The sequence below is a fragment of the Vagococcus elongatus genome (assembly GCF_003987645.1).
GTDB lineage: Bacteria > Bacillota > Bacilli > Lactobacillales > Vagococcaceae > Vagococcus_A > Vagococcus_A elongatus.
In genome coordinates this window covers 100409-124608 of the sequence record NZ_NGKA01000006.1, presented here as the reverse complement: position 1 = coordinate 124608, position 24200 = coordinate 100409, and the positions used below count along the sequence as shown (strand labels likewise).

The window sequence follows — 24200 nt, the reverse complement described above, 5'->3', positions numbered from 1 at the left end:
AATAAGACCATTGTCTTTCCCCCGCCGACTTAAAACAAAAGCAAAGTTTTTATCAGCTTATTTCTTTTCCAAGCCAAGAATCGCTTGGTGGGCGGCTTTTTGTTCAGCCATTTTCTTCGACTTGCCGCTGCCTTCTCCAATCACATGCTCCCCGACAGAAACAGTGACAAAGAACTCCCGATTATGGGCTGGTCCTTCTTCCTTAATCAACTCGTAGTGGATATCAACGTCTCCATTTTTTTGAAGTATCTCCTGAAGAGTTGTTTTATGATCCATCTCATGTAAAAAAACACCTGCTTTTATTTTCGGTAAGATAATAATCGACAGAAATCGGCTGACGGCTTCCAAACCTTGATCCAAATATAATGAACCTAAAAAAGCTTCGAACAAATCGCAAAGAAGAGAGGGACGGTTGCGCCCATTAGAATTTTCTTCCCCTTTGCCAAGTAAGACATATTGGTCAAATCCGCATTCTTTGGCAAATTTAGCCAAGCTGTCTTCCCGTACGATTGTCGCACGAATCTTCGTCAGCTTCCCTTCCGGAAGATCAGAGTACCACATATAAAGGAATTCTGATACTACCAGTTCCAAAGCCGCATCACCTAAAAATTCCAGTCTTTCATTATCTCTTTGTTTCAAATGACGATGCTCATTTACATAAGATGAATGAGTAAATGCTTGTTCTAATAGTTCACTATCCTTAAAAGAGATTTGATAATTTTCTCTTAATGAACGGATTAACTTGTCATTCAATTCACTCAGTCCTTTACTTTTTCTTACATCTCTTATATTATACTTCTTTTCCCAATATTTTTAAATGTTTCTGATGAAAAGAAAGAGACTGACTTAAAAGTCAGCCTCTTCAAATAGGTGTATGACAAATTATTTTGTTTTTTCTTCCGTCACTGAGACACCAAACCAGTTATTTGGAATTTCTTCTGATACGTAGTAGCTATAGTTGTAGCCTTTCACACGATCATTAACTACAGAAATACGGTAGTTATAGTTGATTGGGATTACTGGGATATCTTTTTTAACCAATGCTTGGAAGTCTTTATAAGCTTTTTTACTAAAGTCTTCATCAAATGCTTTTTGTGAAGAAATATCTTTCAGGACTTTGTCCATGTCTTCAGACGTATATCTCATCATGTTGAACTGTGCTGTCCGTCCAAATGACTCGGCAGGGTTCGGATCTGTACCTACTCCCCACGCAGCAGCGTACATGTCTACATCGTCAGTATCCCCTAAGACTTTATCATAAAATGAGTTTAATTCAATCAGACGTCCAGTCGTATATTCCACTTTCAGACCGATATTTTCCATACTCTGCTTGAAGTAGTCTGCGACTGTTTCAGAGCTGGCGCCCCCAGACATTGCTGCCAAATTGATAACCAGTTCTTTACCTTCTTTGTCTTCTACAAAGCCGTCGTCATTTGTATCTTTATAGCCTGCTTTTTCTAAAATTTTCTTAGACTTTTCAGGGTCAGCCTTAAATGCCTCTAGCTCAGAATCATGAAGGTCTGCAAATGCAGGGACGATGACTGAGTTGGCTGGCACACGTAGTCCATCATAGATTTTTTCTCCTAGTTGTTCTGTATCGATGGAATAAGCAATCGCTTCACGCAAGGCTTTGTCAGCCATTTTAGCGTTAGGATCAGCAACAGCTTCTCCCTTTTCCTTATCAAATTTGCCAAATTTGAAGCCAATGTATGAATAATACAACTCTTCACGGCCGACGTTTTGATAGCCTTCAATTTCTTTATAGCTTTCAAAACTGTCTGATGGCATATCTAAAGCAACATCAAAGCGTTTTGCCTTTAATTCGTCAACGACAGTTGAATTAGGGACCACGGTGATGACCATCTTATCCAACTTAGGTTTGCCTTTGAAGTAATGTTCATTGGCTACGTATTCTACACTCTCACCTGTTTTAACATTAGCAATCGTAAATGGACCTGTAGTTACTGGATTTTTACGAATTTCATCTGATTCTACTAATTTATCAACTGGGATATCTTTTAAATAATGTTTAGGCATCGCGTATTGAAGCAATCCGCTGCCATATTCTACACTTGGATTTATTTCGTTGAAGGTGATTTCTACTACCTTATCATCGATTTTTTTAATTCCGGAAATTGTTTCAGCTTCTCCGGCGTGATAAGCTTCCATTCCTTCAATATTGCCTAAACGGTCATCATAGCGGACACCTGTATAATCTTTGTGACCAACCACTTCATAAGCGAAAATAACATCGTCAGTCGTCAATGGTTCTCCATCGGACCATTTCAAATCATCTTTCAAGGTGACAATCACTTTGTTGTTATCTGTATCAAACTCTGGAACAGCCAGACCAGTGTCATTGTAACGGAAATCTTCACCGGTATTGAATAAAAATTGCTCCGCAGGTTGTAACAGCATGTCATCATAGGCATCTTCCTGTAAAGCATAGGAAAACACACCTTGGAACTGAGTGTCGTAAGGCATAGCGACCTTCAAAGTTCCTCCCTCAAGAGAGTCTGCTTCGTTTTCAATCATTGACGGAAATTTCGCTGCTTCCTCCGTTTTTTCTCCGCCGTCTGTCGACTTGTCTGCTCCATCTTTATTGCCACAAGCAGTAAAGCCTAGTGACAGGACAGCAGCAAGTGCAACAAATCCTAGTGCTTTTTTCTTCATCATTATTTCCCCTTTCTTATCCCAATCTTTGTTTTGCATCAGCCGAGCGCCCTAACGCCTGACCGACATAATTTATACTTAACATCATTATTAATACAAACAATGATGCAGGTAACCAAACCCATGTTTTATTCACTAAAACATCAGAATCTTTTGCAAATCCGATCAAAGTACCCAAACTTGGAACATCTGACGGCAAACCAAAACCTAAAAAGCTAAGTCCGGTTTCGATACCGATATTTGCCGCAAAATTGATTGTGAGATTCGTAATAATCAACGAACTTAAATTGGGCATAACTTCTCTAAACATGATTTTTATATCGCCTGTGCCTAGTGTCTTCGACGCACTTACATAGTCTTTTCTACCTTCTGACAATGTTTTACTTCTAAACAAGCGGGCTTTACCTACCCAATAAAAAGCACTCATGATTGTCACAAAAGAAAAGATATTATACTTTGGAATAATTGTGACAAAAACGATGATTAACATCTGCATCGGCAAAATCATCACAAAGTCGACGATTCTCATCAAAATATTATCAACAATCCCGCCGTAATAGCCGGAGATAATCCCTACTGAAACACCGACGATAGATGTTATGATTGTAATACTGAAACCTATCAAAATCGAGTTTTTTGCTCCAACGATCAATTCCCCAAAAACGTCCCGACCGGAAATGTCGGTTCCCAACCAATGCTGACTGCTGGGATTGGCATACTGATTCAAAATATCTACTTTCATCAGCTCTCTCGTATCAATTATCGCCGAACCTATAAAAGCAATCGACAGAAGAACGATAATGATAACTAATGAAGAAATTGCTACTTTATCTTTCTTGAATTCTCTAACAATAACGTTAAATCCCATTGGGACCGTGCTTTCACTTAATTGCTGCTTCTCACTCGGAGTCACTTCCGCCATTCTTTTCACCCTTCCTGATTTCAACTCGTTTATTGTATCCTGATTCGCGGATCAACGATACTTAAAATAATATCGGACAACAGAGTGCCAACCAACGTAGCAATACCAAGAATCAAAACAAGGGCTGTGATTACACTATAATCACGTCCGTTTAAAGAATCGATAAACAACTTCCCAATACCGGGATAACCAAAGATCGTTTCAATAAAAATCGAGCCGCCGATCAGACCGGTAATCTCGTATCCAAAGGTGGAAGCTACTGGTAATGAAGCATTTCTGAAAATATGCCGCGTGTAGACTTTTCCTTCTGGTACACCTTTTGAGCGAGCGGTCTTGACATAATCCAAACCTTTAGAATCGATTACTTCTGTTCTCAAGTACTGAATCGTGACCGCTGTCGCCAATAATGCCTGCGTAATGGCTGGTAAAATAATATGTTGGAATTTATCCACATAAAACTCCAGCGTCCCGTGAGGTATGCCCACTGTTCCTGAGCCATTTGTCGGGAACCAAGCAAGCTTATAACCAAAGGCGTACATCATCAGCAAGGATAATACAAAGGGCGGTACAGCAAAACTGATATAGTTATAGGCAACGACAAAACGGTCGAAGAACGAATTTTGGTACCTCCCCGCCAGCATCCCGAAAGGTAAGGCAATAGCATAGGTCAGTATCAACGCAAAGGTGGAAAGCCAAATCGTGTTGACTGCTTTGTCTGCAATAACTCTTGAAACCGGCATTTTTTTGACGTAACTCACACCAAAGTCCCCTTTGACGGCTTTCTTCACCCAGTTGACATATTGAGTCGGCCAAGGATCGTTTAGCCCTGCTTCTTCCCGAAGTTCCTCGATTCGGTTAGGGTCAGTGTTTGGTGTAATTAGTCCTGTAAAAGGGTCTCCAGGCATCGCCTTCGCTAAGGCAAAAATAAACATACTCAAAATAATGATTTGAGGAATCATCAAAATAACTCTTCGTAAAATTGTTTTCCACATGATTACACTCCCTCACTTTCACGATGAATCACAGCTGCTTTATGAGTTGAGGAAATATCTTGCAAATCATAGACTCGACCATTTTCATCATAGTAGTCGCTAATCAAATCCTGATATTCTAGTTCAACTGCACGTCGCTGAGCTTTATGTTGTTCTCGATTTTCCACATCAATTTTTGGAATTGCCGAAAGCAAACGCTTAGTGTAGATATGTTGAGGGTTAGTATAAATGTCTTCACGTGTCCCGACTTCAACAAATCGTCCCTTGTGCATGATGGCCAAATTGTCGCACATGTACTTGACTACCCCAAGGTCATGAGAAATAAATAAATAGCTTAAATCATACTGCTGCTGAATATGTTTCATAAAGTTAAGCACTTGTGCCTGCACAGACAAATCAAGAGCCGACACAGGTTCATCAGCTACAATCAGCTTAGGACTGGTTGCTACTGCTCGCGCAACTCCTAGACGCTGACGCTGTCCCCCGGAAAACTCATGGGGATATTTATAAAGCGAGTCGGTGGGCATCCCAACGATATCAAGCATCTCTTGTACACGTTTTTTTTCTTCCAAATCTGTCAGATTTTCAAAGTTTCTGATAGGTTCTGCGATAATGTCAATGACCCGTTTTTTAGGATTCAAACTGGACATGGAATCCTGAAAAATCATTTGAACATCTTGATTATACTTTGTCGCTTTTCTTACAGAACGCTTAGTGACGTCGTTGCCTTCATAAACAACTTCTCCGCTAGTGACCTTCTCTAACCCAACTACTGACTTTCCGATGGTTGACTTTCCTGAACCTGATTCTCCAATCAGTCCGTAAGTCTTCCCTCGTTCAAGAGTCAGTGTCACGCCGTCTACTGCATAGACATAGTCAGTAATTCGGTTGAAGAATCCGCTTCTAATAGGATAGTGTATTTTCAAATCGTTTAGTCTCAGTAATTCACTCATAGCACTTCTCCTTCTTCTTCATCCCTAAAATGAAAGTGTTGATAGCAAGTACAGCGGACGAGATGTCCCGGTGCCACTTCATGAAGTTCAGGATGTTCTTCATGGGCTTCAGCTGCTATCCAAGGAATGCGGGCAGCAAATCGGCAGCCAGATTTCGGCATCTGCGCCAGTGAAGGAACAAGACCTTCGATCACATGCAAGTCTTCATCAGGCGAGTCTTCTTGGGGAATAGAATTCAACAGTGAGCGAGTGTAAGGATGTTTAGGATTTCCGAAGAGTTCTGCTACAGGAGCTGTTTCCACAATTTCCCCTGCGTACATCACAGCGACACGATCTGCCATTTCTGCAACCACTGCCAAATCATGGGTGATTAGAATAATACCTGAGCCAGTTTCTTTTTGTAAATCTTTTAATAAGTCCAAAATCTGTGCCTGAATGGTCACATCCAAAGCTGTGGTTGGTTCATCGGCAATAATGATTGGCGGTTTGCATGAAATTGCAATCGCAATAATGACACGTTGGCGCATACCTCCGGAAAGTTCGTGAGGGTATTGTTTTGCCACTCGCTGGGCATTTGGAATCCCTACTTGATTGAGCAACTCAATGACCCGCTCTTCTCTTTGCTTTTTATTAAAATCAGTGTGATAGATAAGTGCTTCAGCAATTTGATCGCCGACTCTCATCAAAGGATTCAACGCTGACAATGGATCTTGAAAAATCATCCCAATGTCATTTCCTCTAATTTTGTTGTACAGTGTTTCATTAAACTCCAGCAAATTTAAATCCTTATATATTACTTGTCCTGTCGACTTGGTATTTATAGGATTGTGTAGCCCCATAATAGTAGTGGCTAACGTACTCTTACCAGAGCCGGATTCTCCAACAATAGCTAAAATTTCATTTTTGTCTAACGTCAGAGAAACATTGTCTACAGCATCGTAAAAAGTATCTTTGATTCGAAATCCAGTATGCAGATTTCGGACTTCGAGCAGCTGCTCCTCTTTACTCATATAATACCCCTCTTTCAATGTTTCTTAATCGCATGTTAGTGACGCTTGTAATTCTTTTGTTTCAAAAAAAGACCGTCTTTTTTTATATAAAATTCCCCAGTATCTTATGATTATACTTAATATATAGTCTATTTTCAATCAACTAAATACGATTACACATGAATATTTCATTGATTTCTCATTTAAGAAAAACAGATAATTATTTTGCATGGCAATAATAATCATCTGTTTCATTTTATTATAAATGAGTCGTTATATAGTTAACAGCTGCACCAACTGTTTCAATTTTTTCAGCATCTTCGTCCGATATTTCTGTTCCAAATTCATCTTCTAATTCTAGAACGAACTCCATGATTTTTATAGAGTCGGCTTCCAAATCATCTTTGATACTCAAACTTTCTATGACTTTATCTTTTTCGATATCAAAATGTTTCAAGATAATTCCTTGCACCTTTTCAAATACTTCTTCACGTGTCAAATCCTGTCACCTCCAAATTATCTGTGTTGGTATGTCATTCAAAACTTATTGTACTTACTTTTCAGCATTTTGTCTATAGCAGTCTAAATAGAATTGCTGTTTTCTGATTTTTTTCTTTCGGCATAGAATTCAATCAAACCATCTGTGATTTTTGTTTCAAGCATCACTGAGATTTGGCGAATCGTATAGGCCACAGCTTCAGGTCCTGTACTACCGTGTGTCTTCACCACCGGTGCTTTAAGTCCGAATAAAACTGCGCCGCCATAGCTGGAATAATCCAAACCATTCTTCACATTTTTCAAGGCATCTTTTAATAAAACTGCTCCTAGTTTACCCTTTGCACCTGAATCTAAAATAGAAGATTTTAATACGGACATGATATTCAGTGCGGTACCTTCGATGGATTTAAGAACTGCATTACCAGTAAAACCGTCTGTGACGATAACATCAGCCACACCGCTTAAAATATCCCGAGCTTCCACGTTGCCGATAAAATTGATACTTTTTTCATTGGCTAAAAGTTCAAATGAAGCTTTTGTCAGTTCGCTACCTTTGGATTCCTCACTGCCGTTATTCAGCAAACCTACCCGAGGATTGGCGATTTTCCTGACGTTTTCTGCATAATGAGAAGCCATGATTCCAAACTGCAGGATATGCTCCGGTTTATTGTCCGCATTCGCTCCCATATCGATAAAATCGAAGCCTTGCTTCTTCTCATCAAACGTAGGCAAAGTAGACATCAGTCCCGGACGCTCTACGTTAGGGATACGCCCTACGATAAACAAGCCTGCTGCAAGTAGCGCCCCTGTATTCCCAGCAGAAAAAACGGCATCTGCTTCACCATCTTTGACTGCCTTTGCTGCCAAAACCATGGATGCTTCTTTTTTTCTCCTAATGGCTCTGACCGGTTCATCGTCACTCTCGATTTTTTCATCAGTATGAATGACTTTGATATTATGCTCATCTGTCACATATTTTTTTATCTCAGATTCTTTTCCGTACAACTGAAATTCAATGTCAGGAAATTCTTTCTTCGCCAGCATGACGCCTTCTACGATTGCCTTGGGTGCATAGTCCCCGCCCATGGCATCAACTGCTATTCTCATAGTGTCACTCCTTTTCGTAACGGTTTATGTCTCTTTAAGCAGCTCAGAAAATCATAAGCAATGAGTCTTAAAGAAGTCTTTGATTCAACCTATAATATTATAACATAATTTTTATTCCCTGCTTATCAATCAAACTCAGATTGTCCTTGATGTCTTTCCAGATATTCTGAAAGCCCATGATTTTCAGGTTGCTGCTGCCACTGCTCTTCTTGCCAAATAGCCACCGCTTCTTGCCGTGCCAGTTCAAGCATATTAAAATCAGCGACGATATCACCCACCAGAAATTGAGGGATGCCTGATTGTCTCACGCCGAAAAACTCTCCCGGTCCGCGCATTTCCAAATCTTTTTGACTTAAAACAAAACCATCGTTTGTTTCTGTCATAATCTTCATCCGTTCGACACCCGTATCGTTTTTTGGGTCTGCGACCAGCACACAGTAAGATGCTTTGCTCCCTCTGCCTACTCGTCCTCTTAGCTGATGGAGCTGCGCCAGTCCGAAACGATCCGCATCCATGATGAGCATGATTGTTGCATTGGGAACGTCCACGCCCACCTCGATGACCGTCGTTGAAACCAGTATATCTAAAGACTTATTTTTAAAGTTCTCCATAATGGTTTCTTTTTCATTTGCTTTCATCCGTCCATGAAGCAGTCCTACTTGATAATCAGGTGCAAAAAAGTGATCGAGCAGTGCATAGGTTTCTTCGGCATTTTTCAAATCCAAAGCTTCCGACTCCTCAATCAAAGGACAGATGACATAAATTTGATGCCCTTTTTGAAGCTCTTTTTTTGACCATTCCAATACTGTTTCCAGCTGCTTGGGTCTGACCCATCTCGTCACGATGGGGATTCTGCCGGCGGGCAATTCGTCAATGATGGACACATCCATCTCTCCATAAGCGGTTATCGCCAATGTCCGGGGAATCGGCGTGGCAGTCATAAACAAAACATCAGGATTGTCTCCTTTTTCCCGCAGTAATTTCCTCTGATTGACCCCAAAGCGATGCTGCTCATCTGTAATTACCAAACCAAGTTTATGAAAATTCACACCTTCTTGAATCAGCGCGTGGGTACCGATGATAATGTCTAGCTGATGGCTTGCCAAATCAGCTAATATTTCCCGACGTTCCTTTGCTTTCGTCGAACCTGTCAATAAAGCAATTTTGACATCAAATGTTTCAAATAATTTTACCAAGCTGATGAAGTGCTGTTCTGCTAAAATTTCTGTAGGTACCATCAACGCTCCCTGATAACCGGCAGAAACTGCCGCAAAGAGTATGATCGCTGCCACCACTGTTTTTCCGCTTCCCACATCTCCTTGCAGCAGGCGGTGCATATGAAGGGGACTTCTTAAATCACGGCAAATATCATTTGTCACTTGCTTTTGAGCATTCGTTAACTCAAAAGGCAGCGCAGCAATAAATGCTTTTAATTGCTCCACGTCATATAAAATCTCCAGCCCTTGGGATAAAATTTTTTCTTGATACCGCAATTCCTGCATCCGCATCTGAAATTCAAAAAATTCGTCAAAGATAATTCGTCTTCTGGCTTCTTCGTTCATTGCCATATCTTGGGGAAAATGCATTTCTTTTACAGCTTCTTTTCTCCCCAAAAAATGATATTTCTGAATGAGACTCTCCGGCAGCCACTCTTCGATCAGCTCTTGATACTCATCCAATCCTTTTCCGATCAAGTCTACCAGCGTCCGTTGACGGATATGTTTATTCACATGATAGATGGGAGAAAACTCGTCTTCCTGATTGCCTGAACTTAAAATTTTTATGCCGGTCAAAGACTTCCTTTTATCATCCCATTTTCCAAAAACTGCAATATCTTCTCCCTGAACAACTTGTTTTTGCAGATAATGCTGATTAAAAAAAGTGACATTGATAACCGCATGGTCTTGCAGCATTTTAAAATTCAAGCGATTTTTTCGGTAGCCGTAGTGAGAAACTACTGCTTCTGTAATCGCCTGACCTTTTAGCACCACTTTTTCCTGATCAGCAATATTTTCAATGGAGCGTACCTGAAAATCATTGTAGCGGAAAGGAAAGTATGTCAGTAAGTCTTCTATGGTATAGATACCTAAATTATTCAGATGTTCCAGTCTTTTTGGCCCCACTCCCGGAAGCACGATTACACTGTCTTGCAAACTTTTCACTCTGACTCACCTCATTAATTTAAAAAAGCCAAACAAAATGTTTGGCTTTGGCTTTTTTGACAACACCTATTCTACTGAAAACAAGTATGGATAAACAGGCTGGTCTCCTTGATGAATCTCAACCTCCAACTCATCATTCAAAGATTCGATACGCTCTTTGATTTGATTAGCTTCAGCAGCGACTGCCTCTTCCCCGAAAATAATGGTGACGATTTCGCTATCCTCCGTCAGCATATTTTTAATCGTATCTACAGCAGCTTCAAGACGGTCGGATGCCGATACGACAATGTCCCCGTCAACCATACCGATAAATTCGTCTTTATGAATTTCCAGACCATTTATTGTTGTGTCTCTGATAGCAGTGGTTAGCTGACCGCTGATAACTTCGTCCAGCATTTCAGTCATTGCTTCTTGATTTTCTTCAAGAGACAGCTGATCATTAAATCCAAGCATGGCTGTCATTCCCTGAGAAATTGTTTTGGCAGGAATCACAACAGCAGGGACATCGCTGACTTCTGCTGCCTGATCTGCAGCCATAAATATATTTTTATTATTAGGTAAAATAATGACTTTCTCAGCATGCCCTTCTTCAATGGCTTTCACAATGTCCTCTGTGCTTGGATTCATCGTTTGTCCACCGCTGATAACATAATGTGCACCTAAGCTTTTGAACAGCTCCTGCACCCCTTCACCCGCTGCAACTGCAATCACACCATACGGTTTGCGAGTCTGCGGTTTTTGTTGGGCATTTTCCTGATCTGCTTCTAAAATCGTTTCATGTTGCAAACGCATATTATCAACTTTGATTTTTAGCAATGAACCAAATTTTTGACCGTAATTCATCACTTCACCTGGATACTCTGTATGCACATGGACTTTTATCACTTCATCGTCAGCAACCACTAATAAAGAATCTCCTAGGCCGCTTAAATAATTACGAAAAGTATCATAATCAAACTCGCTGTCGACAGTTTCGCCTTCGCCGATCTTTACCATGATTTCAGTACAATAACCGTAAGTTATCTCGTCAGTCGAAACATGTCCCGCTACACTTCGATGGTGTTCAGCATTGACCATTTCTGTCATTTCTGCCTGACTTGGCTGATAAACTGGAAATTCAGCAACTTTTCCAGAGAGTGCTTCTAAAAAGCCTTCATAAATAAAGACCAGTCCTTGCCCGCCACTGTCTACTACGCCAACTTCTTTTAGCACTGGCAGCAACTCCGGTGTTCTCTCTAATGACTTCTTGGCAGATCTAACGACTTCTTCCATCACTGCCACACAGTCATCTGTTTTCTGAGATTTTTTGATCCCTGCTCGGGCACTTTCACGGGCAACGGTCAAGATTGTTCCTTCTACCGGCTTCATGACGGCCTTATAAGCTGTTTCTACCCCATTAGCAAACCCAGCAGCAAATTGCTGACTGTTTAAAGTCTTTTCTTCTTTCACTGCTTTTGAAAACCCTCTGAATAACTGAGATAAAATGACTCCTGAGTTCCCTCTGGCACCCATCAAAAGTCCTTTTGACAACAACTGGGACAGCTCTCCCACATGCTCAGACACTGAGTTTGTCACGGCCTTTGCGCCGCTGGTCATAGATAAATTCATATTAGTTCCCGTGTCTCCATCGGGTACAGGGAATACGTTCAATGAATTGACATATTCTGCATTTTGTTCCAACCGAACAGACCCTGCTCTAACCATCGCCTGAAACTGCCCACTGTTGATTTGTTTGATTTCCACTTGAATAATCCTCCTTGAGATTCCATTGATTCGACAACTAGTCTGGCAGTACACGTACATCCTGAACAAAAACGTTCACTGAATTTGCAGTGATTCCCAACATCGTTTCCAAATTGTATTTCACTTTTTCCTGAACATTTCGACAAACTTCAGAAATTTTTGTCCCGTAACTGATAATTGTGTACACATCTACTGCTACACCATTTTCTTCTTGGCGCACGACTACTCCTCGTGAGTAGTTCTCTTTACGAAGGATATCACTTAAATTATCTTTAATTTGATGTTTACTAGCCATACCAACGATACCATAGATATCTGTTGCTGCACCTCCCACAACAGTGGCAATCACATCATTGCTAATTTCAATGGTTCCTGCTTGTGTATTAATTTTTACAGCCATAAAACTAATCCTCCTTAGGGCACAAAAGGCCATTTTCTTACATTATTTTATCATAGTACGTGTTAATTTAAAAGGTTAACCCGCTTGTCTAAGTGAAACTATTTTAAACTTTCGCTGAATTTTTGAAAAATTTACTTGAAAGTTTCATCTAGTATCCATCTTTTCCACTTGCATTCACTCCTAGTTTATGATAAATTATTCTAGTATGAGCTAGTCGATAATCGCTCCGAGATCAAAGCAAAGGAGGAAGGAACATGGCAAAAGAATGTTATATTACAGGACGCAAAACCAGAACTGGCAACTCTCGTTCTCATGCACTGAACGCATCTAAACGTACTTGGAAACCTAATCTGCAAAAAGTTCGTATTTTAGTGGATGGTAAGCCTAAGAAAGTTTGGGTTTCAACTCGTGCTTTGAAATCAGGTAAAGTTGAGCGTGTTTAATTTTTAATAAAGTAAAAAACTGTTGGCAGTCAATGCTAACAGTTTTTTTTATCGTCTTTACTTTGAATCACGACAACTATCCCTTTGCTAAAAGAAAATCGGGCAGTCTCTCCGGTAAACTCGTTGCTGGCGTAACTGATGGGACGAGGAACATACTGATTGGTCAGGTGATATTTGGTATCGTACAAAGTCAAGTCCTCGACTTCCGTCAAACACACAAATGCTAAATATTTTTTGTCCGATTCTTTTTCGATGACGTATTCGCCGGGCAGAAAATAAGAAAGACTGTTCTGCCTGTCTAAAATAGATATCTGGGATGTATAAGGAGCTAATACCGAATTAAACGGCAGCCACAAATTTGACAGCAAATGGTCCAAACGTCCTCCAGTGGCACCGATAATTTTCAGCGAAGCCTCAGGATATGCAATAAAAGTTTTGTGTACCCCCAACTCGGTGTCGGTAAAATCCTTTTCCGGCTGGGCATAATGAATCGTAGCAACACTTTTCTCCACCGTTTCTAACTCTTCTTTTGTCAGTGAATCAAAATCCCCTACGGCCATGTCAGGAATAATGCCTTGTTCCAGCAAATGCCATGTGCCACGATCGACTCCCACCCAAATCGAAGAAGAAAAAAACTCATTTTTTATGTCAGGCCACAACTCGGGCGGCCCTCCTGCTGCTAAGATTACTTGAGTCATTTATTTGAGCGCATCCTTTAATTTTTGAATCTGTCCTGCCGGATCATCACTGGCATAAACATAAGAACCTGCTACGAAAACATCGGCTCCGGCTTCTGCACAGCTCTTGATCGTTTCATCTGTCACGCCGCCATCTACCTCTATTTCATAGACGTAGCCTTTAGTTTTTTTCAACTCCGCTATTTCTTTAACCTTCTCTAGGGTTTCAGGTATAAAAGATTGCCCGCCGAATCCCGGATTAACAGTCATAATCAATACCATATCTACCATTGATAAAACAGGTTCGATGGCACAAACGGGCGTGCCCGGATTGATCACCACACCAGCCTTCACTCCAAGGGATTTGATTTGCTGAACTCCTCGGTGTAAATGATTGGTGCTTTCAGCATGAATCACAATAAAGTCTGCTCCTGCCTTGGCGAAGTCTTCTATGTACCTTTCAGGTTCCACAATCATCAGATGCACATCTAAGGGTAATTTTGTCACAGGTCTCAAGGCTGCCACGATATTAGGGCCTAAGGTAATATTAGGAACAAACTGACCATCCATCACATCAATATGTATATAGTCAGCTCCCGCTTCTTCAACCATCACTACATCTCTTTCTAAATTTGCAAAATCTGCACTTAAAATCGACGGTGCAATTTTCATCTCACTCATCCTCCTCATTAATTTTTACTTCGACCGTAGACGGGTTTTCTATTTTCTAATTCATCCAACATTTGTAAATAATTTTTATAACGACTTTCAGAAATTTCTCCCTGCTCCACTTGTTTTTTTACTTCACAAGAGGGTTCATGAAGATGGCGGCATTCACGGAATTTGCAAAATTCACTGGCCCGGTTCATCTCAATAAACTGTTTCGATAGCTCGCTTAACTCCATGTCCGGTAAATCAAGCGCGCTGAAACCGGGAGTATCTCCTACCAAACCGTCCAATAACGGAATAAATTCCACATGTCTTGTTGTATGCTTCCCTCGGCCCAGAGATTGGGAAATCTCTCCCGTTTCTAAAGCTAATTCAGGTGAAATTTTGTTGATCAAGGTAGATTTTCCAGCACCAGTTTGCCCCATAAAAACGGTGATATTCTCCGGGAAATATCTTTCAAGCTCTCCTAAAAGAGAGTCAGGATCTTGAAATTTAGGAAGCAAAACATCGTAACCGATTTTCTGATAATAGCGGCAAATTTCTTCTATTTCCTGATATAAGATGTTATCTAACAAATCCGTTTTTGTCATATATATGATGGGCGTGATCTGCTGGTACTCCAAATAAACTAAAAATCGGTCTAAAAGATTGGCAGAAAAATCGGGTTCCACGCAACTGACAATAAGCACTGCCTGATCGATATTGGCTACCGGGGGACGAATCAACTCATTTTTTCTAGGTAAGATTTCAAGTAAATAGCCGTCCGTTGTCGAGTCACTTTTAAAAATCACATCATCACCTACAAGAGGTGTGATATTTTTATTTCTAAAGTTTCCCCGCGCACGTGTCTGATAGGTTTCTCCTTCAGAATATACGTAATAAAACCCGCTTAAAGCTTTTCTGATCTGCCCTCTTGACAAACAAATTCCTCCTTTATGTTGGCAATTATTCTCACTAACAGTTCAAGTATAACATACTCTTTTTTACAAAGAAAAAGAAACTGTCAGCTTAAAACTAACAGTTTCTATCTTTTAATTCCCAGCCCCATCGCCCTCATTTTTATCAGGCGGATCTTCTTTATTCTCATCTGTTGGGTCTGGCTTAGGCTCTGGGTCAGGTTTGGTTTCAGGTTCTTTACTCTCCGACGGCTCCGGTTGCGGTGCTGGCGGTGGCCCTAAGGAAATAATCAGTGTCACATTGTTTCCTTTTACCAGTTCAGTACCAGCATTGGGAGAGGTTCTGACAACGTTGCCGAATGCAACAGTTTCTGAGTTAACTTCCTGAATAGAATAAGTTAAGCCATTGTCATTTAGATAGGCAATAGCTTCCGCTTGAGACCAGCCTGTTAGGTCTTTGAGCGTGACCTTTGTTTGTCCCTTGCTGACTTTCAAAGTGATTTTCCGGTCTTTCCCTATTTTAGAACCCGCAGCAGGATCCTGAGAAAAAACCTGACCGGCATCAAAATCTGCATCTTCTTCTTCAACTTTGGTGATATTCTCTCGTTTGAAGCCTAATTCTATCAAATCTCGTCTCGCTGCTTCAAAGGTCATACCCACGTAGTCGCTAATTTCAACCAAATCCGCGCCTGTGCTGACAATCAGTGTGATTTCTTTACTCTTACTGACTTTGCTGTCCGCTACCGGATTGGTTTTGATCACATAACCTTCCTCTACGGTATCACTAGGCTCTTCCTCGATTTCATCGGCAACTTTAAACCCTTTATCCTCTAGCGCTTGCCGCGCATCCTCCACTGTTTTTCCTGCTACATCCGGCACAGCTTCTGACCGGGGGGCAAATATAAGAAAGCTGACGACTGCCAAGATAACGACGCCGATACCCAGCACCCAAAACTTTGCCCGTTTCTTTTTCTTCTGAATCTTTTTGAGATTTTTTTCGTCTTCCTGTTTCTCAAGAGAATCTTCTGGCGAAGCAGGGGTCTGTTCCATTGCATGGAACTCTTCCGGCATATCTCCGGTAGTGATTGGCGTCAATACTTTGGTTTCTTCAATCATTGATTGAGGTTCAAACCGCGGCTCATTCGCTCTGCCCGGCGAAAGACTCGTTGCAATATCATTAGCCATTTCATCTGCAGAAACATATCGGTCAGCCGCTTCTTTTGTCGTTGCCTTTAAGATGACGTTCTCCAACGCTTGGGGAATCGCCGGGTTAAGTTCCCTGACCGAAGGAATCTCTGCTTGAAAATGTTTCAATGCAATTGAAACGGCAGATTCTCCTTCAAAAGGTACGGAACCAGATAAAAGCTCATATAAGATAATACCCAAAGCATAAATATCTGACTGACGGGTAGCCATGCTTCCTCTGGCTTGCTCTGGAGATAGATAATGCACTGAACCAAGCAGCGTATTTGTCTGAGTCAGCGATGTTTCTGACAAAGCAATCGCTATCCCGAAATCAGCAATTTTTACGTTGCCCTCTTCATCCATCAGAATATTCTGTGGTTTCAAATCTCGGTGGATAATCCGATGTTCATGGGCCAACGAAATTGCCGCAAGAATCTGACGCATGATGATGACGACATTTTCCAAAGGGATCGGATAATTGTGCTGAATATATTTTTTTAAATCAGTTCCTTTGACATACTCCATAACTAAATACTGTCTGCCATTTTCTTCACCGACATCGTAGACGCCGACAATGTTTGGGTGCACTAATTCTGAAGATGCTAAAGCTTCACGCTGAAAACGGCGGATAGCTGCTTTATCATCCAAAAAGTCAAAGCGCAGCACTTTAACGGCTACGTCACGATCCAAAATCAGATCATGTGCCAAAAAAACATTGGCCATGCCGCCGCTGCCGACGTTTCCAATGACTTTATATCGGCCATTTATCATATCACCTATTTCAACCATGGGCCTGTTCACCTGCTTTTCTTTCGTAATCTACCAACAGAACAGTAATATTATCCCTGCCGCCAGCTTCATTGGCTTGCTTTATCAACGTATCGACTGCTTGCTTTATATCATCAGCTTGCGAAACAATAGCGAGTATCGTGTCATCTGAGACCATATTACTCAGTCCATCGGTACAAAGTAATAATCTGTCTCCTTCCAACAGTTCAAAACTAGTGACATCAATTTCAACAGTGCCTGGAATTCCCAAAGAACGTACCAGAACATTTTTTCTTGGGTGAGTCAGCGCCATTTCCTCCGTGATTTCACCGGTCTTGACCAGTTCATTCACTAGAGAATGATCTTCTGTTACTTGTTTGATGGTTTCTTGGCGTATCAAATAAGAACGGCTGTCCCCCACATTTGCTAAAACAACGGTCGTGCCTAACAAAACAGCAGCAACAATCGTTGTTCCCATGCCTGTCTGTCTAGGATTCACTTGACCTTCTTCGAAGATTTTTTCATTGAGCCGCTGGATATTTTCCAATAGCCATCTGATAACCTCTTCCTGATCCGTCATACTTGTTTCTCGCCAAATATTTCCCAAATCCGACACGGTCAACTGGCTGGCGATATCCCCTGCCTGATGCCCGCCCATTCCGTCAGCGACAATAGCCAGACGAATCTGTTCTTGATTATAAAAAATACCGACTGAATCCTGATTAGTTGTTCTTCTTTTCCCTACATCAGTTTGAAACTCGATTTTCATATTACACCTCTTACTTTACAGTTGCCTACCTGCGACGTTGAATATTACAGATAAAAAAGCCATCCGTACCGTACTCATGTGGATACAATGTCACGTAGCCATTAGAATTTTTTGCGAATTGCTCTGCACCTTTTACTGCTGTCATCTCAAACTCCGGATGGTTTGCAATAAAGGTCTGGATTACTTTCTCGTTTTCTTCCGGTAAGATTGTACACGTACTATATGTTATTATACCCCATTGTTTTACCTTTTTGGCAACACTTTCTAAAATTTCAAGCTGGATTTGAGGTAATTTTTCAAAATCCGCCAATGTTTTACTGTATTTAATATCAGGTTTTCGCCTCAAGAGTCCAAGTCCGGAACAAGGGGCATCCACCAAAATTCTGTCAAAGCTTTCATCTGAAAAAGTTTCTGGGACTTTTCTGGCGTCAAGTTGCCTGATTTCCACGACATCAGCGACCCTCTGTCGTTGACTATTTTCCTCAATCAACTTTGTTTTATGCTGGTGAATATCCAAAGCAATCACTTTTCCACCTTTTTCTGCCTCAAGATATTGAGCGATATGTGTTGTCTTGCCTCCTGGTGCGGCACAAGCATCCAATACTAAGTGATCAGCTTGAATGTCCAAACCGGGGGCTACGAGCATCGAACTCTCGTCTTGAATCGCCATTGCACCCGTCTTAAATAAGTTGCTCCCAGCTAAAAATCCGCTTTTCCCAACAATACCGACTGGGGAGATGCTACTGGCTGCAACATCGTAGCCTTCCTGAGTCAGCATTTCTATACCTTTTTCACGGGTTAATTGCTTTTTATTGATACGGGCACTGGCACGACTTGGCTGAAATAAAGACTCCCCCAACTTGATAGTTTCTGTTTCGCCCAGTATCTCTATCAACTTGTCTATCAACCAGACCGGCAAGCTCAACTCGGTGGATAATCTTTCACTTTTATCTTTTATTTCTTCAGTTTTCGGCAGAGAGCTTCTTAAAATCGTCCGCAAAACACCATTGATAAATTTACCGATGCCGGGATTGCCGTATAGCTTGCCAATCTCTACTGCATCATTGACAATGGCATGCTCTGGTACCCGATCTAAAAAACAAAGTTGATAAAGAGAAAGCAGCAACAACTGTTTCACCCAAGGATCGATTGTTTTAGCCTTTTTAATAAAAGGATGTAAATAATATTCCAATGTTATTTTTCGGCTGATTGTACCATAAACAATCTCGGTCATCAACCGCCCGTCCTTTGAGCTCAGGTTTCCCTCTCTGATTCCTTGATCGATTAATAGATTAGAATATGCTTGTTGTTCAGCGACTTTAACAAGTAGCTGCATCGCAACAAAACGCGGATTATGCTTGATATGTGCACTAATTTTTTTCTTTTTAGCCATTAAATCAACTTCTCTCCAATAGTCAGCTTTCGTCCCACACCATTCAGAAACTCTCGTGCAGTCAGGGCACCTTTGCCAGCTGGCTGCAACTCCAAAATTTCATAGACAGTGTTATTCCCAGCTGCCACATCAATCCCATCTTTCGACAGTGCTGTTATTTCCCCGGCTGATTTCGTCGTTTGTTTATCGCTTGCTCTTCCGGCAATGATTTTCCAGCGCTGACCATCATAAGTCGTGTAAGCAATAGGCCAAGGATACATCCCTCTCACCTGACAATCGACTTCCGAAGCAGTTTTTTCCCAGTTGATTTTCTCATCTTCCCGAGAAATATTAGGGGCATAGGTCGCTTGTTCCTCTACTTGCGGTGTTGGCGTAATTTTCTGATCAAAAATCAGCGGCAGCGTGTCTAACAGCAGATCTTTCCCAACTACACTCAACTTATCAAACATGGTTCCCACGTTGTCAGTCGCTTCTATCGGCACAGCTTGTTGGGTCAAAATATCTCCGGCATCCATTTGTCGGACCATCCGCATGATCGTGACCCCTGTTTCTTTTTCTCCGTTGATGATCGCATAATGAACTGGCGCACCTCCCCGATATTTAGGTAAAAGAGAGGCGTGGACATTGACAGAGCCAAATGTTGGAGCATAAAGCAGCTTTTCCGGCAAAAATTGGCCAAAGGCTGCAGTGACGATCACGTCTGGTTTTAATTCTAAAACCCGAGCCATCTCTTTTGAGTCGGATAATTTTTCAGGCTGCAACACTTCTATGCCGTGTTTTAATGCCGCTTCTTTGACCGGCGGCTGTGTCAATATTTTTTTTCTGCCCACGGGACGGTCAGGTTGAGTCACCACAGCCAGTATCTCATAATTCTGAGACAACAGCCCTTCTAAAATAGGGACCGAAAAAGACGGTGTCCCCATAAAAACTATTTTAGTCATCCTGTTTCTCCTCCATGTATTTTTCTGCTTCTTCACGGGTAAACCGTTGGATTATTTTGTCGATAAAAACTTTGCCATTGAGATGATCTATTTCGTGCTGGATAATCCGCGCCAAATAATCACTGGCTTCCATCTCATATTCCAGCCCTTGCCGGTCAAAGTAACGCAGCACAACTTGTTGGGCACGGGAAACCGTACCGTATTGGTCAGGGATGCTGAGGCAAGCTTCCACATCTATCGACTCCCCTGACTCTTCAATAATTATCGGATTGATCAATTCCAAGACTTCTTCGTCATCTAATTGAATCACGGCAACTTGCAATCTTTTCCCGATTTGCGGTGCCGCCAAACCGACACCGTCATGAGCTTTCATCGTCTGTTGCATATTATCCAGCATAGCAATCAACTCGTCAGTGATTTCAGTAACTTCTTCAGAGACTGTCATAAGCAGTCTGTCTGGATATAAAATTATGGGATAAATCATTTTTCTCCTCTAGATAAAATTCAACGGCTCCATGTCAATGGTTAGCTTTAGGCCCCGCTGAATCTCCTGTTGACTTTCATTTAATATTTTTTTTAGCACAGTCATCAATTCTGATTCAAATTTATATTTAATCACGATTTGATAAAAATAACGATTATTTACTCGCATCACAGCTTTAGGTGTCGGCCCTAAAACAATTGTCTTGTCGGAAACTGATTGGACCAGCTGTTCCGCTATTTCATACATTTTTTTTGCCACGGTGATTTCTTCTTCGTGGCTGCCGACAATTTGCACAGTAAAGAAAAACGGCGGGTAATTCCCTTGATGTCTTGCCACCATCTCTGTTTGATAAAAACTTTCATAATCATGTTTCTTAGCCAGCTGAATCGCATAATGCTCAGGATTAAACGTCTGAATCAATACCTCTCCCGGTTTGTCTCCTCGGCCTGCCCGGCCGCTGACTTGGGTCAACAATTGAAAAGTTTTTTCGCTGGAACGAAAATCAGGCAGATTTAAAGCCGTATCCGCATTGAGCACACCTACAAGGGTAACATTAGGAAAATCCAGTCCCTTGGCAATCATCTGAGTCCCCAATAAAATGGAAGCCTCGTGTCTGCCGAAGGTATCCAGCAATTTTTCGTGAGCACCTTTTCTTCTCGTAGTGTCCACGTCCATTCGGATAATACCCGTATCCGGAAATAACGTCTGCAACTCTTCTTCTACTTTTTGTGTCCCCGTTCCATAATAACGGATTTTATTACTGTGACATTCAGGGCAAATTTTAGGAATAGCTTCTTCATGCCCACAGTAGTGGCATTTCATGGCATAACTGTCCATATGGAGTGTCAGTGATATATCACAGTTCGGACAAGTATGAACATAGCCACAATCACGACACATAATAAATGATGAGTAGCCCCTGCGATTTAAAAGCAAAACGATTTGTTCTTCTCGAGCTAATTTTTCTGTCATTCGTTCCAACAACTGGGGAGAAAATGTTTGCATCTTCCCCTTGGCAATGACGTGACGCATGTCAATCACTGTGGTATCCGGCAACTGCGCTTCCGAAGAAGCCCGTTTTGTCAACTGCAAATGACGATACACTTTTTTTTGAGCACGGGCCCTTGATTCCAAAGAAGGGGTCGCACTGCCCAAAACGACAGGACAACCGTGATACTCCCCTCGCCAAATCGCTATATCTCTAGCGTGGTATCTTGGACTCTCCTCTTGTTTATAACTGCCTTCATGTTCCTCATCGACCACAATAACACCGATGTTTTCTAAGGGGGCAAAAATTGCTGAACGTGCCCCTACTACCACATGGGCTTGTTTTTTTTCTATTTTCCGCCACTCATCGTAGCGTTCTCCTTCTGATAAACCGCTATGGAGCACTGCTACTTCTTCACCAAAACGCTCTTTAAAACGTCTCACAGTTTGAGGTGTCAGAGAAATTTCCGGCACGAGCAAAATCCCTGTTTTCCCTTGGTCCAACGCGTGAGCAATCACTTGAAGGTAAACTTCAGTTTTGCCGCTGCCGGTAATCCCCTGAAGCAGAAATGTTGTGGCCTGATTGTCATCCATTGCATGAACCATTTCGTCACAAGCCGTCTGCTGCTCATCGTTCAGTTGTTCGGCTGACGTTTCTTTGAACTCATGGTTGGCATAAGGGTCCCGCTGAACTTCCACATCGACGATTTGCAGCCATTTTTTTTCTGCTGCACTGCGAATCGTCCCAGGAGTCAGTCCGTAATTTTTCTGAGCCTCTTGATAAAGCATTGTCTTATCTTGCAGCGTCTGCAAGACTGCCAGCAGACATTGCTGCTGATGGGCATTGGCTCTGATTCCCGCTCGGACTTCTTCTACTTGCTCAAAATCCAACAGGGAAACAAATCCTCTTTTGGTTTTTATTTTATTACGTTTTAGAACTTCGTAGCGAACTTCTATTTTATCTTCATTTCTCAGTCTGGTTAACAAAGGCAGATGCCCTTGCGCCTCAGCCTCCGTCCAACTAATTTCATGCAACCCTTTGAACACATCAAATTGAATGTCTTCGGAGACTTCATCAATCAAAACAAAATATTTTTCATAAGAAGTTTTCATCACGCTTGGAAGCATGGTCTGCAAGCAAGTAATTTTAAAGGACATCGTCGTCTGACTCATTTCTTCTGCCAAAGCTAACATCTCTTGATTAAGCACGGGAGAAATATCCATCACACGGTCAATAGCCTTTAATTCAAATTCTTGCGTCTTTTCATCGATGTTTTTGACATTTAAGACAAACCCTTGAACTTTTCGATTGCTGTTGCCAAAAGGCACGACCACCCGCATTCCTGCTTGGATCACCTGTTGCAACTCAGGAGGAACAAGATAAGTGAAGGGTATATCTGTCTGCATGGTCGGCACATCCACAATTACTTCCGCAACATCCGTCATTTCCTCCATCCTTTCTTTCTTCACAGTTTCATTTTACTAAAAAAAATAGCGTTTGTCTCCTAAACGAAAGAAAACAGAACAAACTCTCCGTTTGCTCTGTTCAACGTTTTATCTTTCTTCTCTAAGTTTTGCTTCTAATTCAGCCCGCTCGCGATTTTTTTCAGCCAAGCGCTGTTCTTCCTTTTGACGTATCAACGCCCGTTTTAACTCTGGGTTTGGATCGACGACAACGTCTCCTTCGACGATTTCCTCCAAAGCCTGTCCCACACGCTTCACAGAATAAAATTCCTCTTTCATCGGGGTTGCCCCTGATTCTAATTCGTGGGCTCTCTTGCTGGCTAAAATCACCAGTGAATATTTAGAATCGATTTTTTCTAACAAAGCATCAATCGATGGTTTCAACATCATAAACTACCACTCCTTTATCATTTCTTCATAGCTGCCTAATACGTTGGCAATCCGGCAGTGCTCACTTTCAATAATACAGCGAATCTTGCTGACTGCTGAATCGATTTGATCGTTCACCACTGCATAGTCATAGTGACTCATCATTTCAATTTCCTGCTGAGAAACTTTCATACGCTCTTCTATAACTGAAAGATCATCTGTCCCGCGTCCAACAATGCGCGACTTCAGCTCTTTTAAGTCCGGGGGAGTTAAAAAAATAAAAATACCCTCTGGTACTTTCTCTTTTACTTTCATCGCCCCTTGAACTTCTATTTCCAAGAAAACGTCATAGCCATCCGCCAGCGTTTTTTTGACATAATCCAACGGCGTTCCGTAATAATTCCCAACATATTCAGCATATTCCAGCATCTTGCCCTGAGCGATCAGCGCCTCGAACTCCTCTTTCGTACGGAAAAAGTAATCTACTCCTTCTACTTCTCCCTTGCGCTGATGTCGTGTCGTCATAGAGACTGAATATTTTAAACCGATCCCTTCTGATTCAAACAGCGCTTTTCGAACTGTTCCTTTGCCTACACCAGATGGGCCGGATAGTATGAATAATAACCCTTTTTCCGGCATGCTGTCTTCCCTTTCACTTTTCGATTACTTATCTCATCATACTACGCTAAATTCCAACTGACTGCAAGGGTTATGAT

At 41.6% G+C, this 24200-nt stretch carries 23 protein-coding genes; 1 reads left to right on the top strand and 22 read right to left on the bottom strand.

Going from position 1 to position 24200, the window contains the following annotated elements:
• Positions 1-57: 57 nt before the first annotated feature.
• The 11 genes from rnc to CBF29_RS05415 form a co-directional block, all read right to left on the bottom strand.
• The gene (gene rnc, locus CBF29_RS05465; RefSeq protein ID WP_126808226.1) at positions 58-753 is read right to left on the bottom strand and encodes a ribonuclease III; all 696 of its coding nucleotides are present in this window, start codon (positions 751-753) and stop codon (positions 58-60) included.
• Positions 754-882: 129 nt separating this feature from the next.
• On the bottom strand, positions 883-2673 hold the full coding sequence (locus CBF29_RS05460; RefSeq protein WP_170169998.1) for an oligopeptide ABC transporter substrate-binding protein: 1791 nt from the start codon (positions 2671-2673) through the stop codon (positions 883-885).
• Between the two features lie 16 nt (positions 2674-2689).
• Complete coding sequence (locus tag CBF29_RS05455) at positions 2690-3595, bottom strand: ABC transporter permease (protein ID WP_126808221.1); 906 nt, start codon at positions 3593-3595, stop codon at positions 2690-2692.
• A 29-nt stretch (positions 3596-3624) separates the two neighbouring features.
• Positions 3625-4587 (bottom strand): oligopeptide ABC transporter permease, encoded by a 963-nt coding sequence (gene opp4B, locus CBF29_RS05450; RefSeq protein WP_126808218.1) that lies wholly within the window; start codon positions 4585-4587, stop codon positions 3625-3627.
• Positions 4588-4589: 2 nt separating this feature from the next.
• Entirely contained in the window at positions 4590-5540 is a 951-nt protein-coding gene (locus CBF29_RS05445) for an ATP-binding cassette domain-containing protein (protein WP_126808216.1), read from the bottom strand.
• The gene (locus CBF29_RS05440; protein ID WP_126808214.1) at positions 5537-6550 is read right to left on the bottom strand and encodes an ABC transporter ATP-binding protein; all 1014 of its coding nucleotides are present in this window, start codon (positions 6548-6550) and stop codon (positions 5537-5539) included. Before CBF29_RS05440 ends, CBF29_RS05445 begins: the two co-directional genes overlap by 4 nt.
• Before the next feature lie 238 nt (positions 6551-6788).
• Positions 6789-7028, bottom strand: coding sequence for an acyl carrier protein (gene acpP, locus CBF29_RS05435; RefSeq protein WP_126808211.1), 240 nt, complete (start codon positions 7026-7028; stop codon positions 6789-6791).
• Positions 7029-7111: 83 nt separating this feature from the next.
• Positions 7112-8134, bottom strand: coding sequence for a phosphate acyltransferase PlsX (gene plsX / locus CBF29_RS05430; RefSeq protein WP_126808209.1), 1023 nt, complete (start codon positions 8132-8134; stop codon positions 7112-7114).
• Positions 8135-8259: 125 nt separating this feature from the next.
• Positions 8260-10296 (bottom strand): ATP-dependent DNA helicase RecG, encoded by a 2037-nt coding sequence (gene recG, locus CBF29_RS05425; protein WP_126808195.1) that lies wholly within the window; start codon positions 10294-10296, stop codon positions 8260-8262.
• Between the two features lie 66 nt (positions 10297-10362).
• On the bottom strand, positions 10363-12039 hold the full coding sequence (locus CBF29_RS05420; RefSeq protein ID WP_126808193.1) for a DAK2 domain-containing protein: 1677 nt from the start codon (positions 12037-12039) through the stop codon (positions 10363-10365).
• Positions 12040-12076: 37 nt separating this feature from the next.
• A complete protein-coding gene (locus tag CBF29_RS05415) occupies positions 12077-12439 on the bottom strand; it encodes an Asp23/Gls24 family envelope stress response protein (protein WP_126808190.1) in 363 nt (120 codons plus the stop codon).
• Between the two features lie 254 nt (positions 12440-12693).
• Here CBF29_RS05415 and rpmB point away from each other — a divergent pair, with 254 nt between their 5' ends.
• Positions 12694-12882 carry a 50S ribosomal protein L28 gene (gene rpmB / locus CBF29_RS05410; protein WP_126808188.1) on the top strand — a complete coding sequence of 63 codons (189 nt, stop codon included), beginning with the start codon at positions 12694-12696 and terminating at the stop codon, positions 12880-12882.
• Positions 12883-12917: 35 nt separating this feature from the next.
• Here rpmB and CBF29_RS05405 read toward each other — a convergent pair whose 3' ends face one another.
• The 11 genes from CBF29_RS05405 to gmk all read right to left on the bottom strand — a co-directional run bounded on the left by CBF29_RS05405 (position 12918) and on the right by gmk (position 24123).
• A complete protein-coding gene (locus CBF29_RS05405) occupies positions 12918-13580 on the bottom strand; it encodes a thiamine diphosphokinase (protein WP_126808185.1) in 663 nt (220 codons plus the stop codon).
• Complete coding sequence (gene rpe / locus CBF29_RS05400) at positions 13581-14231, bottom strand: ribulose-phosphate 3-epimerase (protein ID WP_126808182.1); 651 nt, start codon at positions 14229-14231, stop codon at positions 13581-13583. It lies immediately after the preceding gene.
• A 17-nt stretch (positions 14232-14248) separates the two neighbouring features.
• The gene (gene rsgA / locus CBF29_RS05395) at positions 14249-15154 is read right to left on the bottom strand and encodes a ribosome small subunit-dependent GTPase A (RefSeq protein ID WP_126808180.1); all 906 of its coding nucleotides are present in this window, start codon (positions 15152-15154) and stop codon (positions 14249-14251) included.
• A gap of 105 nt (positions 15155-15259) precedes the next feature.
• Positions 15260-17098, bottom strand: a complete 1839-nt coding sequence (gene pknB / locus CBF29_RS05390; protein ID WP_126808177.1) for a Stk1 family PASTA domain-containing Ser/Thr kinase — start codon at positions 17096-17098, stop codon at positions 15260-15262.
• On the bottom strand, positions 17091-17846 hold the full coding sequence (locus CBF29_RS05385) for a Stp1/IreP family PP2C-type Ser/Thr phosphatase (protein WP_126808175.1): 756 nt from the start codon (positions 17844-17846) through the stop codon (positions 17091-17093). Before CBF29_RS05385 ends, pknB begins: the two co-directional genes overlap by 8 nt.
• 25 nt (positions 17847-17871) lie before the next feature.
• Entirely contained in the window at positions 17872-19239 is a 1368-nt protein-coding gene (rsmB, locus tag CBF29_RS05380) for a 16S rRNA (cytosine(967)-C(5))-methyltransferase RsmB (protein WP_126808173.1), read from the bottom strand.
• The gene (gene fmt / locus CBF29_RS05375) at positions 19239-20180 is read right to left on the bottom strand and encodes a methionyl-tRNA formyltransferase (protein ID WP_126808170.1); all 942 of its coding nucleotides are present in this window, start codon (positions 20178-20180) and stop codon (positions 19239-19241) included. Before fmt ends, rsmB begins: the two co-directional genes overlap by 1 nt.
• Entirely contained in the window at positions 20173-20664 is a 492-nt protein-coding gene (gene def, locus CBF29_RS05370; RefSeq protein ID WP_126808168.1) for a peptide deformylase, read from the bottom strand. Before def ends, fmt begins: the two co-directional genes overlap by 8 nt.
• 9 nt (positions 20665-20673) lie before the next feature.
• The gene (gene priA, locus CBF29_RS05365; RefSeq protein ID WP_126808166.1) at positions 20674-23097 is read right to left on the bottom strand and encodes a primosomal protein N'; all 2424 of its coding nucleotides are present in this window, start codon (positions 23095-23097) and stop codon (positions 20674-20676) included.
• Positions 23098-23205: 108 nt separating this feature from the next.
• Positions 23206-23505: a DNA-directed RNA polymerase subunit omega gene (gene rpoZ, locus CBF29_RS05360; protein ID WP_126808163.1), complete on the bottom strand. Its 300-nt coding sequence runs from the start codon at positions 23503-23505 to the stop codon at positions 23206-23208.
• 3 nt (positions 23506-23508) lie between these two features.
• A complete protein-coding gene (gene gmk, locus CBF29_RS05355) occupies positions 23509-24123 on the bottom strand; it encodes a guanylate kinase (RefSeq protein WP_126808161.1) in 615 nt (204 codons plus the stop codon).
• Between the last annotated feature and the right edge of the window lie 77 nt (positions 24124-24200).

Excerpts from the sequence above, each read along its gene's own strand:
- CBF29_RS05460 (WP_170169998.1), bottom strand. The coding sequence starts at position 2,673 with ATGAAGAAAAAAGCACTAGGATTTGTTGCACTTGCTGCTGTCCTGTCA.
- CBF29_RS05455 (WP_126808221.1), bottom strand. The coding sequence starts at position 3,595 with ATGGCGGAAGTGACTCCGAGTGAGAAGCAGCAATTAAGTGAAAGCACG.
- opp4B (WP_126808218.1), bottom strand. The coding sequence starts at position 4,587 with ATGTGGAAAACAATTTTACGAAGAGTTATTTTGATGATTCCTCAAATC.
- CBF29_RS05445 (WP_126808216.1), bottom strand. The coding sequence starts at position 5,540 with ATGAGTGAATTACTGAGACTAAACGATTTGAAAATACACTATCCTATT.
- CBF29_RS05440 (WP_126808214.1), bottom strand. The coding sequence starts at position 6,550 with ATGAGTAAAGAGGAGCAGCTGCTCGAAGTCCGAAATCTGCATACTGGA.
- plsX (WP_126808209.1), bottom strand. The coding sequence starts at position 8,134 with ATGAGAATAGCAGTTGATGCCATGGGCGGGGACTATGCACCCAAGGCA.
- CBF29_RS05415 (WP_126808190.1), bottom strand. The coding sequence starts at position 12,439 with ATGGCTGTAAAAATTAATACACAAGCAGGAACCATTGAAATTAGCAAT.
- rpmB (WP_126808188.1), top strand. The coding sequence starts at position 12,694 with ATGGCAAAAGAATGTTATATTACAGGACGCAAAACCAGAACTGGCAAC.
- CBF29_RS05405 (WP_126808185.1), bottom strand. The coding sequence starts at position 13,580 with ATGACTCAAGTAATCTTAGCAGCAGGAGGGCCGCCCGAGTTGTGGCCT.
- rpe (WP_126808182.1), bottom strand. The coding sequence starts at position 14,231 with ATGAAAATTGCACCGTCGATTTTAAGTGCAGATTTTGCAAATTTAGAA.
- pknB (WP_126808177.1), bottom strand. The coding sequence starts at position 17,098 with ATGGTTGAAATAGGTGATATGATAAATGGCCGATATAAAGTCATTGGA.
- CBF29_RS05385 (WP_126808175.1), bottom strand. The coding sequence starts at position 17,846 with ATGAAAATCGAGTTTCAAACTGATGTAGGGAAAAGAAGAACAACTAAT.
- rsmB (WP_126808173.1), bottom strand. The coding sequence starts at position 19,239 with ATGGCTAAAAAGAAAAAAATTAGTGCACATATCAAGCATAATCCGCGT.
- fmt (WP_126808170.1), bottom strand. The coding sequence starts at position 20,180 with ATGACTAAAATAGTTTTTATGGGGACACCGTCTTTTTCGGTCCCTATT.
- def (WP_126808168.1), bottom strand. The coding sequence starts at position 20,664 with ATGATTTATCCCATAATTTTATATCCAGACAGACTGCTTATGACAGTC.
- priA (WP_126808166.1), bottom strand. The coding sequence starts at position 23,097 with ATGACGGATGTTGCGGAAGTAATTGTGGATGTGCCGACCATGCAGACA.
- rpoZ (WP_126808163.1), bottom strand. The coding sequence starts at position 23,505 with ATGATGTTGAAACCATCGATTGATGCTTTGTTAGAAAAAATCGATTCT.
- gmk (WP_126808161.1), bottom strand. The coding sequence starts at position 24,123 with ATGCCGGAAAAAGGGTTATTATTCATACTATCCGGCCCATCTGGTGTA.